This window comes from Bulleidia sp. zg-1013 (assembly GCF_019798045.1).
Taxonomy (GTDB): domain Bacteria; phylum Bacillota_I; class Bacilli_A; order Erysipelotrichales; family Erysipelotrichaceae; genus Bulleidia.
Map to the genome: position 1 here is coordinate 259,349 of NZ_JAGXEX010000002.1, position 12,899 is coordinate 272,247.

The following is a 12,899-nucleotide window of genomic DNA, read 5'->3' on the forward strand; positions in this document are numbered from 1 at the left end:
TTTGTGTCATGTATCAATATTTTTGTCAAACAAAACCGGAAGTAGACCAAATCTACACTTTATCCAAGGAACAAGAACACCATGCCCATCATGTGCTCCGTCTAAACCAAGAGCTTATTCGTCTGGTTTATGAAGGAAAGGCTTACTTTGCGAAAGCAGAAGTGATGAATGGTAAGTTTCAATGTTATGTTGAAAGAGAAGATTCTTGTGTAAATGAGTTAGAACAAAACATTACTTTGTGCATGGCTTTAATCCGAAAAGAGAAGTTTGAATGGATTCTTCAAAAAGCAACGGAATTGGGTGTGAAAAGAATTGTTCCTTTTACAAGCTCACGAACAATAGTGAAGGTTCAAAAAGAAAAAGAAAAAAAGGTACGAGAACGTTATAAACAAATCGTTTTGGCGGCCAGTCAACAATGCAAGCGAAATTGCCTTCCAGAAGTAACAGAAGCTGTTCGACTTCAAGATTTAAAGAATTACCAAAGTGAAGAAAATGTAGTTGCCTATGAAGCTAAAAAGCAAGATCATTCTTTCTTTGATTTAAATTCTAAAAAGGATACGACGATTGTGATTGGTGCTGAAGGTGGCTTTAGTTTAGAAGAAATTCAAGTATTAGAAGAAACGGGATTTCAATCGATTAGTTTAGGAAAGCGTATCTTAAGGGCAGAAACAGCCGCTATTTTTGCGCTATCTGTTCTGGCTATGAAGGAGATATAAAAGTGCTATTAAATCAATTATTTAAACAGGCTCCGGAAATTGAGATTCAGTCTATTAACGATGATTCCCGTAAAAAGAGAGCGAATAGTTTATTCTTTTGTGTTAAGGGAATGCGTTTTGATGGGCATCAATTCGTTCAGGATGCAATTTTAAATGGTGCGATTGCGGTTGTCCATAGTGAAGAATTATCCCATTATGAAGAGGGCATTCTTTATTTTCGTGTAGATGATGTTGTGGATACTTTCAATGCGGTTGCGAATGTGTTTTATGGCGAACCATCCCATCACTTACAAATGTTTGGGGTGACCGGTACAAATGGAAAGAGTACAACGGCTAAAATCATTCAAGAGATTTTAAATCCAATCATACCGACCGGGAATATTGGTAGTATTTCAATTACCTATGGAGCAGTAAAATTACAGCCATTATTGACTACCCCAACGATTATTGATTTGCATTCCATTCTAAAAGAAATGGTGGATGCGGATATGAAGGCGGCGACTTTGGAAGTTACCTCTGTTGGCATTGAACAAAAACGTGTGCAAGGTGTCCACTTTGATTATGCAATTTTTACAAATTTAAATCATGACCACCTAGATTTTCATGGTAGTATGAAAAATTATTTTGAAGCTAAGAAGAAGTTCTTTGATGATTTGGATGATAAGGCTTGCGCCATTATGAATATAGATGATCCTTATGGTTTGAAGATGGTGGAAGATAGTGATGCTCGGGTGGTTACTTATGGTATGAGTGAAGAAGCGATGTACTCTATCCGTCAATATCGTATTAAAAATGATGGCACTAGTTTTCACTTGAGAGTGTATGATCAAGAATACGCTATGGAAACGAATTTGGTTTCTTGCTTTAACTTAATGAATGTAGCAGCTGCGATTGCGGCTTTGCATGAGGCTGGCTTAGATATGGAAGTTATTCAAGAAAGAATTAAATCTTTAAGTCGCATTGAAGGGCGTATGGAAGTCATTGATGAGGGGCAAAACTTTAATATTTTAGTCGATATGGCAAATACAGTAGAAGGCTTATCAAGAGTGTTGGAATACGCTACTTCGATTACCCCAAAGAAATGTCGCATTATTATAGTCAATGGTTCAGCCGGCAAAAAAGATAAGAGCAAGCGAGAAAAAGTTGGTGAATTGATGGATCAGTATTGCGATATGATTATTCTGACAGAAGATGATCCTCGTAATGAAAGTCCAAGAGCCATAGCAGAGGAAATTGCGAAAGGAATTAAAGAGAAGCCCTATTTGATAATTTCTGATCGTTATGATGCGATACGCCAAGCTTTGGAGTTGGCTGATCCGGAAGATACAGTCTTAGTTCTTGGTAAAGGCAATCAAAAGTTTATGGAACGTGATATTGGTCGTTATTCTTATCAAGGAGATGTTATAATTATCAAAGAAGTATTGAAAAAATACGTTTTGATCAAGGAAGGAGAAGATTATGAATTTGAACAAATATATTGATCATACACTATTAAAACCAGACGCAACGAAGGCACAAATTCTTCAATTATGCGAGGAAGCGAAAAAATATAGCTTTATGACTTGCATGGTAAATCCAAGTTGGATTCCAACTGTTAAGGAAGCTTTAAAAGGTTCGGATGTTTTAACAGCTTGTGTCATTGGTTTTCCATTGGGTGCAATGACTTGCGCTACAAAGGTTTTTGAAACAAAGAATGCTCTTGAAATGGGTGCTGATGAAATTGATATGGTTTTAAACATTGGTCAATTAAAGGATGGCAATGATCAATATGTGATTGATGAAATAAAGGCAGTTAAGGAAGCTTGTGGTAATCATTGTTTAAAGGTCATCATTGAAACTTGTTTATTAACAGATGAAGAAAAGACAAGAGCAACTAAGGATGTTATCTTAGGTGGTGCTGATTTCGTTAAGACAAGCACCGGTTTTTCAACTCATGGAGCAACTGTAGAAGATGTGAAGATTTTGAAAGTTGCTGCTGGTGAAGCGATTAAAGTAAAGGCTGCTGGAGGTGTTCGTTCAAAAGCTGATTTACATGCAATGATTGAAGCTGGAGCAGAACGTATCGGAACTTCTTCAGGCGTGAAGTTAATGGAAGAATAATGAGCAGGAAAGCGGTTCGATAGAATCGTTTTTCTATTGTCAATTTATTTATTTTAGGGTATAATCATAAAGCTAAGTTGAAAGGAGGGTTGTTGAATGGCAAGAGTTGTATTAAAAGAAAATGAAAACCTCGATGATGCTTTGCGTCGTTTTAAGCGCCAGGTCTCCCGCAATGGAACCCTCGCAGAAGCTCGTAAGAGAGAATATTACGTCAAGCCGGGTATTAAGCGTAAGCTTAAAATTGAAGCTGCGAAAAAGGCTAGAAAGCGCAACAAGTAACTTCTAAAGAAGTCATTGACTTCTTTTTTTATTGTTGCATTTACTTTTACAATCTACCATAAAGCTCTTAAATCTTGAATGAGTTCTTCCGGTAAATGGCGAGGACCACGAATGGCACCGATACCATATGTCTTCATTACCGATAAAGTAAAATCATGATGACGATAATCACGAATAATTTTAATTTTCATACCTCGTTTAAAAGAAAAGTGTTCATCTTCATACTGATAAGGGATATTTTCTTCACTGACATAGCCTTCATAAATAATTTTTTGACTTGGGGCAGTTTCATAGATAAAGATGGTATCGCCTTGATGAAAATTAGGGTATTGTTGCCAAAGGAGACTATGGTCTTCACTTTGTTCAATTTCTTGATGAATATCATAGTACTTTGGATTGGAGGGAATAATCCAAGTTTGATTGCCAAAAGATTTTTGTTTCTTGGGTTTAAGGCAATTGTCATAACTCATTTCCAGTAAATCTAAAATTTCATCACTAGGAACTGTTCCATCTAAAACAACTGAAATCCAATTCGCTTTTTTCATATGATATGCAGGGAAATAACCGGGATTTCGTCTCAATGTCCCGGCGATAAATTCATCACATTTTAGATTAACAATATCCACCATTTCATCGCTATCCATACCTAATTTTCTTTTTGATATGCGCAGAAATAGCGCAAACCAAGTCTTTTGATTGGGAATACGAAAGACCTGTGCTTCGGGATTTCTTTGAAAAGGATAATCAACTGAAATTTGAAATTTCTTTTCAGCTTTTTTAATTAAGGAATAACGAATACTTTGCATAAGATTATTATACCGTCTTATGGTAAAATTAGTTATATGAGTAAAACAATAGATATCAATGATGTAAGTACCCAAGACTTACAAATTCTTGTTGGACCACAAGATAAATACTTAAAAGAACTGGAAGCGGCTTTCCAAAGTCAAATTCTTTTGCGTGATAATCAATTCATAATAGAAGGAAAAGAAGAAGTGCTTTCTATTTTGAAAGAGTTAGTTCGTTTTGTGAAAAAGAACCATTCTTTATCTTTGAAGGAAGTGCAATTTTTAATTCAAAATAGGCAAGGAAATCAATTGGATTTTGTGGATCAGCTTCAAATTGGGCGTACCTTTTCAGGTAAAAGTATTAAGCCAAAGACACTTGGTCAATACCATTTTGCAAAAGCTATGGAAAACAATACAATTGTGATTGCGATTGGTCCAGCCGGGACGGGTAAGACTTTTCTGGCAGTGGTTAAAGCGGTTACGGCTTTAAAAAATCATGAGGTAGACCGTATTATTCTAACTAGACCAGCAGTGGAAGCAGGTGAAAGCCTGGGCTTTTTGCCGGGAGATTTGAAAGAAAAAGTAGATCCTTATTTAACACCTTTATACGATGCTTTACATACGATGCTAGGATTAGAGCAAACGGAAAAGCTTATGGAAAAAGGAACCATAGAGATAGCCCCGTTGGCGTATATGCGAGGAAGAACTTTGGAGAATGCTTATATTATCTTAGACGAAGCGCAAAACACATCCAATGCACAAATGAAGATGTTCTTAACACGATTGGGGTTTCATTCCAAAATGATTATTGCTGGAGATAGTTCACAGGTAGACTTAAAAGACATCAAGTTATCTGGCTTAGCGGATGTACAAAAGCGCTTGGCACATGTGAATGATATAGCGGTTGTAACGATGGATGGAAGAGATGTCGTTCGTCATCCTCTGGTACAAAAAATTGTTGAAGCTTATGAAAAATAGGCTTCTTTTTAATAGAATAAACATAGAAATTGATTAAGGATACTGATGTGATAAAAAAGACGACAAGGTATCCTTTTTGTATGCAAGGGATTGAAGAATAGATTAGCAACCAGTTGTTAAAGACAAATTATGAATTACGGTGTCTAGTTTCCTTGGTATATATCAAAATAGGCTAATCCTTTTTTATTTACTTAAATAACGATATAATGGAAAAAAGAGGTAGTTAAATGGAAATTACTTTTTATTATCGAACCAATTTTCCAGCCAAACCATATGAAAGCTTATATCGTAAAATTGGTAAAAGGACAGAAGAAGTTTTACAATTAGACAAACACAAAGAAATATCGGTTACTTTTGTTCGATCACGTACCATTCACCAAATCAATCGGGATTATCGGCAAATTGATCGACCAACGGATGTCCTCTCTTTCGCTATCCAAGATGGTGAAGAAAAAGTAGATATGAATGATTTAGGAGATGTTTTTATTAATGTTGACTATGCAGTACGCCAAGCTAAAGAATATGGGCATTCAGAAAAAAGAGAATTTTGTTTCTTATTTGCGCATGGCTTATTACACTGCTTAGGCTATGATCATATGAAGCCAGAAGATGAAAAAGAAATGTTTGTTATTCAAAATCAATTGTTAGAAGGGATTGCGGATCGAAAATGACAAGAGAAGAATTAATTCAAGAAGCCTTTTCCGTGCTTAAGAATTCCTATGCACCTTATTCCAATTATCATGTATCCAGTGCTTTAGAGTGCAAAGATGGACGTGTTTTTCATGGTGTTAATATTGAAAATGCCAGTTTCGGAGCAACGAATTGTGGGGAGCGTTCAGCGGTATTTGCGGCGATTTCCGAGGGCTATCGTAAAGAGGACTTTGTTGCGATAGCGATAGTTTGTGATGGTCCTAGAATGGCGGCACCATGTGGAATTTGTCGACAAGTCTTAAGTGAGTTATTGCAACTGGATACACCAATTTATTTATCGAATGGAAAGGGAGATGAATTGGATACAAATATGCGTCGATTATTGCCTTATCATTTTGATTCAGAGGATGTTCTTCGATGAGAAGTGGTTTTGTTGGAATTGCCGGTCGACCAAACGCTGGTAAAAGCAGCTTGATTAATGCTTTAGTAGCTGAAAAAATAGCGATTGTATCGAAAAAAAGTCAGACTACCCGTTCAGAAATTCGTGGTATTTTAACACGCGAAGATGGACAAATTATTTTTACCGATACCCCTGGTATTCACAAGCCTTTCGATCGTCTGGGTGTACGCATGAATAAAGAGGTTTATTCGGTGATTCAGGACGTGGATATGTTGTATTTAGTGGTGGACGCTAGAGTTCCCTTTGCAAAAGGAGATGCCTTTGTACTAGAACATATTGCGAATTTAAAGAAGCCCGTTTTTTTAATCTTAAATAAAGTGGATTGTTTATCCAAAGAAAAGGTTATGGCTATTTTAGGAGAGTGGAGCAAGCGTTATCCATTTGCAGAGTATTTTCCAATATCCGCTAAGTTTACTTTGAAATTGGATGATCTCATTCAAACTACTTTAAAGTATCTACCGGAGGGAGATTATTTATATCCAAGCGATATTACCAGTGATAATGCTTTGGATTTCCGTTTGGCTGAAATTGTTCGGGAAAAAATTCTTTGCAAAACCGAAGATGAAGTTCCACATGCTTGTGCCGTTTATATTGAAAAGCGTGAGTTTAAAAAGAATACTTGTTACATACAAGCTACGATACTAGTGGATCGTCCTTCCCAAAAACCAATCCTAATTGGCAAAGAGGGCTCTATGTTAAAGAAAATTGGTTCTTTAGCAAGAGAAGACATGGAAATATTATTAGGCAAGAAAGTTTTTTTGGAATTATTTGTTCGGGTGGAAGAAGAATGGCGTTCAAAAGATGCTCGTATTTCACAAATGGGTTATGCGGGGGCGAATCGAGATGAATAATCAAGTACTTGGCTTTGTGTTAAAAGAGGTACCTTATCAAGATAAAGCGGTCATTATTTCCCTTCTTACAGAAGAAGGGAAAATTAGTTTTATTGCTAAGGGAGTGCGTAACACAAAGTCTAAAAATGCAGCGGCTTTGCAAGCTTTTACTAAGGTTGAAGTGCAATACGATTTAAAAGAAGGAAAAGAGTTACAAACTTTAAAAAGGGCGAAAGCCCTCAATTTTTATCGCCATGTGTATAGTGATTTAAGGCTTTCTTCGATGGCAAGTGTCATCGTTGATATTCTTGATTGTTTGACTGTTTTTCAAGAAGATAGCTCACATCTATTTCAATTACTAGAAAATAGTTTTTCTTTATGGGAAAAAGGAGAAAATGCCGATACGGTTTTTGTCCTTACTCTAAGCACATTATTACAAGAATTTGGTTTTGAACCAAATATGGATGCTTGCGTTCATTGCGGAAAACAAGAAGTTGTTTCTTTTAGTGCAAAAGAAGGTGGTTTTCTTTGTGAAAATCATGCCCAAGAGTTAGCTAGTCCAGTTATGAAAATAAGTCAATTAAAAAAGATACGTTTGGCCTTTAAGGCTCGTTTAGAGCACTACGAAGTAGTTAATCATCGAGTTGATTTTAATCATCATGAGATACGTTTGGCTTTTGATTTATTCCGTGAACACGCCGGGTTACATTTAAAGTCCTTTGATTTCTATGAACATTTATTTATGTAAGGGGAATATGGTACAATCAATAGGCATATTAGAAGGAAAGAGGAAGGATGAAAAGAGAGAAAAGTTTTGATTTAATTGTGGCACATGCTAAGGAAACCGGCTTTGTTTTCCAAGGTTCTGAGATTTATGGGGGATTAAGCAATACCTGGGATTTTGGCCCAAATGGTGTGCTATTAAAAGATGCTATTAAACGGGCTTGGCAGAAAAAGTTTATTCAAGAAGACGCAAACAATGTTGAATTACAAGCCGCTATTTTAATGAATCCAAAGGTATGGGAGGCCTCAGGTCATTTGAGTGGATTCTCAGATCCTTTGATGGATTGTAAGAATTGTAAGACAAGACATAGAGCGGACCATTTAATTGAAGATGCAACGCATGGAGAGGTTAGTCCGGAAGGCTGGTCCAAGGAAGAAATGGAAAGCTTTATTAAGGGACATAAGATTGCTTGCCCGGATTGTGGCAGTCATGATTTCACACCAATTCGTCAATTTAATTTAATGTTTAAAACGTTCCAAGGTATTTTAGAAGACTCTAAGAATACAATTTATTTACGACCTGAAACGGCTCAAGGTATGTTTGTTCAATTCAAGAATATTCAAAGAACCTATCGTAAGAAGCTTCCTTTTGGAATTGGTCAAATTGGTAAATCTTTTCGCAATGAAATTACACCTGGTAACTTCATTTTCCGTACCCGTGAGTTTGAACAAATGGAAATGGAATACTTTGTGAAACCGGGTGAGGATGATAAATGGTTTAGTTATTGGCGTAATTTTTGTATGGATTGGATTCTTTCCTTAGGAGCTAATCCGGAACATCTTCGTTTTAGAGATCATGAAAAAGAAGAATTATCTTTCTACTCTAAAGCAACAACGGATATTGAGTATAAATTTCCATGGGGTTGGGGGGAACTATGGGGTATCGCCAACCGTACAAACTACGATTTAGGTCAACATGAAAAAACCTCTAATAAGGATTTAACGTACTTAGATTCAACAACGAATGAAAAGTACTTGCCTTATGTGATTGAACCGGCGGTTGGGGTAGAGCGTTTATTCTTTATGTTCTTTACTGATGCTTATGATGAAGAAGAATTAGAGAATGGTGATACACGTGTTGTTATGCATTTCTCACCGGCGTTAGCACCAGTTAAAGCGGCGATTTTACCATTGCGTGCCAAATTACATGGTGAAAAAGCTGAAGAAATTCGTCATTTATTTTCCAAGTATTTCGCTGTTCAAAGCGATGGCTCCGGTTCGATTGGCAAGCGTTACCGTCGTCAAGATGAGATTGGTACACCATTCTGTATCACAATTGATGATGAAACTTTAGAGAATACTACGGTTACCATTCGTTACCGTGATTCCATGAGCCAAGAAAGAATGAGCATTGAAGAAGCTTTACAAAAGATAAAAAAAGAAATTGAATTTTAAGGAGTTCTATGGCGAGTATTCCGCAAAATGTCATCGATGATATTCGTTCTAAAGCTAATATTGTGGATGTCATTCGACATTATATCCCAGTAATGGAGAAGGGAAATGGCTATGTGGCTGTTTGCCCTTTTCATGATGACCACGATCCATCCTTAAAAATTTCAACGGACAAGCAAATTTATCGTTGCTTTGTCTGTGGGAATGGTGGGACGCTCTTTCAATTTGTACAGGATTTTGAGAAAGTTTCTTTTCCGGAAGCGGTTGAAAAGGTAGGTGAAATCGTTGGTATTCATGTGCAAAGTGCCCCTAAAAAAGAAGTGGTAGAAGATCCACAAACGCAAAAAATTAAAAATGTCTTAAGCGATGCAACAAGTTATTTCTCCTATATTCTAAAAACAAATGATGGTCTAAAAGCAAAAGAATATCTCAAGCTGAGAGGTATTGATGAAGAAACGGCTTTGAAGTTTGGTATTGGTTATAATCCTTATCGAAAGCTTTATTCTTATTTAAAAGCAAAGGGATATAGCGAAGAAGAAATGAGCCAAGCTAACTTAATTCGTTATTATAATGGTCGTTTTGATGATGTATTCCAAGATCGAATTACTTTCGCTATTCATGACCGAAATGGTCAAACCGTTGGTTATACAGCTAGAAGTATGGATTCAAATGTGGATTCGAAATACATTAATACGGACAATACCTTAGTCTTTCATAAGGGAAGTGTGATTTATAATTATCATCGAGCTAAAAATCCAGCCCGAAGAGCCGGCAAGATTTATCTTTGTGAAGGGGTAATGGATGTGATTGCTCTTGGACAAGCCGGTATTGAAAATGCAGTTTGTACTTTAGGAACGGCTTGTACGGTAGAGCAGATGCGTTTATTGGCTTCCATGGCTCCGATTTTAGTGCTTGTTTATGACGGTGATAATGCCGGTCAAAATGCTTCTTATAAGGTGGCTAAATTAGCGCAATCCATCGGATTGGAATGCCGAATTGTCAAGAATATGGACAATTTAGATCCGGATGAAATCTATCGTCAAAAAGGCAAAGAAGTTTTAGAGAAGTTTATAAAACAAGAAGAAAGCTTTATGGAATTTTTCATTGATTATCGATTGAAAAATACGAATTTAGATAATTATTCTGAAAAAAAGAAGGTTGGTCAAGAAATTGCTCTTGAGATTCAAAACTTAAATGATGAGATGGATCGGCATTATTTCCAACATGTTTTAGAAGAAAAACTAGGTTTGAATTTTTCGATATTGGGAAGAAAAGAAGCCAAAAAAACACATACTACGAGAGTGAAAGTTGATGGTGTGGAAGTGGCGGAATATGAAATATTAGCCATGATGCTACAATATCCAAAAGCTATTCAAATCTTTGATGAAGAATTAGGCTTTTTAACGGATACACTGCGAAATAATGTGGCTTTAACACTGGTCAATCGCCTTCATCGTAAACAAGAAATCCAATCCATTGAATTATTAGAAGCTGCCCAAAGTGAAATGGAAAGAAAGTGTTGGTCAAAACTAATCTCGATGAATGTCAAAGAATACCAAGAAGAAAGCTTAAGAGCATTATTTGATCGCGTTAAAATGAAGCGTTTGGAAGAGCAAAGTAGAGAATTGTACGATAGTCTTTCCAATCCAAGCTTAGATGAAACAACGAAAAAACTCTTGTTACAGAAGTATAGTGAAGTAAAACGTGAATTAGGTCGTTTGAAATCAAACGAAGAAAAGAAAAATTAAAGCCATTTACCAGATTGGAATAGATTGTGGTAAAATAGGCAAAAGTGGAAGAAGGACAGACAGTGTATTCAATAGAAACCTGTGTTTAAAAAGAAAAAAGCCCACAAAGTAAAAAGAAAATAGATGGGAGAGAATATGCCAACAAAGAAGAGGACTGAAGCGAAGAAAAAGATTAGTTCCGTGAAAGAAGCGGGGAAAAATATGGATTTAAAAACATTGGATGATTTAAAAGAAGAATACAAAGCTACCTATCGAAAAGAAGGTGAATTATTACAAAAGGATGTTGTTGCATCTTTAGAACATTTGGATTTAAGCGATGATGAAATGGATGATTTGTGGGATTGGTTTAATGAACAAAAGATGGAGGTTACTTCGGAAGAAGAATTAGAAGACTTTGAAGAAGATGAAGACCATGTTTTAGTGAATGATCAGGATGAAGACACAAGCGATGATTTAGATGATGTAGATAAAGAAAAAGATGATAAAGAGACGACGTTAGATCATTATGGCTTGATTCGTTCGGATATGTCGAGTGCATCCGGTGATTCGGTTAAGATGTATTTAAAAGAAATTGGTCGTGTTCCTTTATTGAAAGCTTATGAAGAAGTGGAAATCGCAAAACGAATTGAACAAGGTGATGAAGAAGCTCGTAATATTCTAATTTCTTCTAACTTGCGTTTAGTTGTTTCAATTGCAAAGAAATATGTTGGTCGTGGTATGCAGTTCTTGGATTTGATTCAAGAAGGAAATATGGGACTTGTTAAAGCGGTTGAAAAGTTTGATTATACAAAAGGATTTAAGTTCTCTACTTACGCGACTTGGTGGATTCGTCAGGCTATCACACGTGCTATCGCCGATCAAGCTAGAACAATACGTATTCCTGTTCACATGGTAGAAACCATCAATAAATTAACGCGTGTGGAAAGAAGCTTAGTACAGAAATTAAGCCGTGAGCCAACCCCGGAAGAAATTGCGGAATGCTTGGATGGTATTTCGGCAGACAAAGTGCGTGAAATCAAAAAGATTGCTTTGGATCCGGTCTCTTTGGAAACGCCGATTGGGGAAGAAGATGATTCTCACTTAGGGGATTTCATTGAGGATAAGGATGCTTTAAGTCCGGATCAGTATGCTTCTAATCAATTATTGAAAGATGAAATCAACGATGTTCTTTCCGGTTTGACGGAAAGGGAAGAAAAGGTTCTTCGTTTGCGCTTTGGTTTGTATGATGGTCGTACAAGAACATTAGAAGAAGTTGGTCGTGAATTTAATGTAACACGTGAGCGTATTCGTCAAATTGAAGCAAAGGCTCTTCGCAAGTTAAAACATCCAAATCGTTCAAAGCGTTTAAAGGATTTCTTTGATAAATGATTTCAAAGCGTTTAAAAAAGATAAAACATCATGTTCAAAAGGGCTTGGTCATGGCGGATATTGGCTGTGATCATGCTTTTTTGTCCATTGATTTAATGAGGGACGGAATTGCTAAGAAGGTTTATGCTTGCGATATTGCGAAAGGTCCTTTAGCAATTGCTAAGGATAATATTAAATACTTTGGTTATGAAGATGTTATTCAAACGATTTTAAGTGATGGATTAGCGAAAGTACCGGAAGATACGCAAGGAATTATCATTGCCGGTATGGGCGGTCAAAGGGCTATTCATATTCTTGCAAGTGAATTGGCTAAAGCGAAAGGGTACAAGCAAATTCTTTTACAGGTGAATCGTGGTTATGAAGAACTAAGAAAATGGTTATTTGAGCATGGTTTTTCGATTCAAGAAGAATGGGTGGTGTATGATCGTAAGTTTTATTATCTTTCAATTTTTGTTTACTATACAGGTGAAAGCGAGTATCAAGAAGAGGATGTCTTCATTGGTCCTTATTTGAAAAAGAAGAAAGATTTAATCACAAAAGAATGGTTTGAAAATGAAATAAAAAAAACAGAAAAGATTTTATCTTTAAGCCATGATGAACAATTAAAGAAACGTATTTTTTACTACAAGGAATATATAAAGAAATTTGAAGATGAATTTTAAAAATTCATCTTTTTCAATACAGTGGTATTTAATATAAAGCAATTTGTTAGAATGAGAAATGCGTATGGAGATAAACTGTATTTTCATAATAACGCATAAAATTTATAATGCCTTCTGTTTTAATCCAATCAACTATATTGGTGA

Annotated in this window: 14 protein-coding genes; 13 read left to right on the forward strand and 1 reads right to left on the reverse strand. The window is 36.1% G+C overall.

What is annotated here, in order from left to right:
* Positions 1 to 8 precede the first annotated feature (8 nt).
* The 4 genes from K7I92_RS03065 (at position 9) to rpsU (ending at position 3,095) form a co-directional block, all read left to right on the forward strand.
* On the forward strand, positions 9 to 716 hold the full coding sequence (locus K7I92_RS03065; RefSeq protein ID WP_220281992.1) for a 16S rRNA (uracil(1498)-N(3))-methyltransferase: 708 nt from the start codon (positions 9 to 11) through the stop codon (positions 714 to 716).
* A 2-nt stretch (positions 717 to 718) separates the two neighbouring features.
* A complete protein-coding gene (locus tag K7I92_RS03070) occupies positions 719 to 2,197 on the forward strand; it encodes a UDP-N-acetylmuramoyl-L-alanyl-D-glutamate--2,6-diaminopimelate ligase (protein WP_203244394.1) in 1,479 nt (492 codons plus the stop codon).
* A complete protein-coding gene (deoC, locus tag K7I92_RS03075) occupies positions 2,175 to 2,816 on the forward strand; it encodes a deoxyribose-phosphate aldolase (protein WP_203244393.1) in 642 nt (213 codons plus the stop codon). The genes K7I92_RS03070 and deoC overlap by 23 nt, the downstream gene beginning before the upstream one ends.
* Before the next feature lie 96 nt (positions 2,817 to 2,912).
* Entirely contained in the window at positions 2,913 to 3,095 is a 183-nt protein-coding gene (gene rpsU, locus K7I92_RS03080) for a 30S ribosomal protein S21 (RefSeq protein WP_006627631.1), read from the forward strand.
* A 53-nt stretch (positions 3,096 to 3,148) separates the two neighbouring features.
* Here the strand turns inward: rpsU and K7I92_RS03085 are convergent, their stop codons facing one another.
* Positions 3,149 to 3,901: an MmcQ/YjbR family DNA-binding protein gene (locus K7I92_RS03085; protein ID WP_203244350.1), complete on the reverse strand. Its 753-nt coding sequence runs from the start codon at positions 3,899 to 3,901 to the stop codon at positions 3,149 to 3,151.
* A gap of 36 nt (positions 3,902 to 3,937) precedes the next feature.
* On the opposite strand from K7I92_RS03085, the gene K7I92_RS03090 reads away from it, so the two are divergent.
* From K7I92_RS03090 to K7I92_RS03130, 9 genes are all read left to right on the forward strand, one after another.
* Complete coding sequence (locus tag K7I92_RS03090) at positions 3,938 to 4,861, forward strand: PhoH family protein (RefSeq protein WP_220281993.1); 924 nt, start codon at positions 3,938 to 3,940, stop codon at positions 4,859 to 4,861.
* 227 nt (positions 4,862 to 5,088) lie between these two features.
* Positions 5,089 to 5,532, forward strand: coding sequence for an rRNA maturation RNase YbeY (ybeY, locus tag K7I92_RS03095; protein WP_220281994.1), 444 nt, complete (start codon positions 5,089 to 5,091; stop codon positions 5,530 to 5,532).
* Complete coding sequence (gene cdd, locus K7I92_RS03100; protein ID WP_203244346.1) at positions 5,529 to 5,933, forward strand: cytidine deaminase; 405 nt, start codon at positions 5,529 to 5,531, stop codon at positions 5,931 to 5,933. Before ybeY ends, cdd begins: the two co-directional genes overlap by 4 nt.
* The gene (gene era / locus K7I92_RS03105; RefSeq protein WP_203244345.1) at positions 5,930 to 6,823 is read left to right on the forward strand and encodes a GTPase Era; all 894 of its coding nucleotides are present in this window, start codon (positions 5,930 to 5,932) and stop codon (positions 6,821 to 6,823) included. The genes cdd and era overlap by 4 nt, the downstream gene beginning before the upstream one ends.
* Entirely contained in the window at positions 6,816 to 7,550 is a 735-nt protein-coding gene (recO, locus tag K7I92_RS03110) for a DNA repair protein RecO (RefSeq protein ID WP_220281995.1), read from the forward strand. Before era ends, recO begins: the two co-directional genes overlap by 8 nt.
* Positions 7,551 to 7,597: 47 nt before the next feature.
* Positions 7,598 to 8,980, forward strand: coding sequence for a glycine--tRNA ligase (locus tag K7I92_RS03115; RefSeq protein WP_203244343.1), 1,383 nt, complete (start codon positions 7,598 to 7,600; stop codon positions 8,978 to 8,980).
* 8 nt (positions 8,981 to 8,988) lie between these two features.
* A complete protein-coding gene (dnaG, locus tag K7I92_RS03120) occupies positions 8,989 to 10,725 on the forward strand; it encodes a DNA primase (protein WP_220281996.1) in 1,737 nt (578 codons plus the stop codon).
* Positions 10,726 to 10,860: 135 nt separating this feature from the next.
* Positions 10,861 to 12,093, forward strand: coding sequence for an RNA polymerase sigma factor RpoD (rpoD, locus tag K7I92_RS03125; protein WP_306790248.1), 1,233 nt, complete (start codon positions 10,861 to 10,863; stop codon positions 12,091 to 12,093).
* Positions 12,090 to 12,755 (forward strand): class I SAM-dependent methyltransferase, encoded by a 666-nt coding sequence (locus K7I92_RS03130; protein ID WP_220281997.1) that lies wholly within the window; start codon positions 12,090 to 12,092, stop codon positions 12,753 to 12,755. Before rpoD ends, K7I92_RS03130 begins: the two co-directional genes overlap by 4 nt.
* The last annotated feature ends 144 nt before the right edge of the window (positions 12,756 to 12,899 follow it).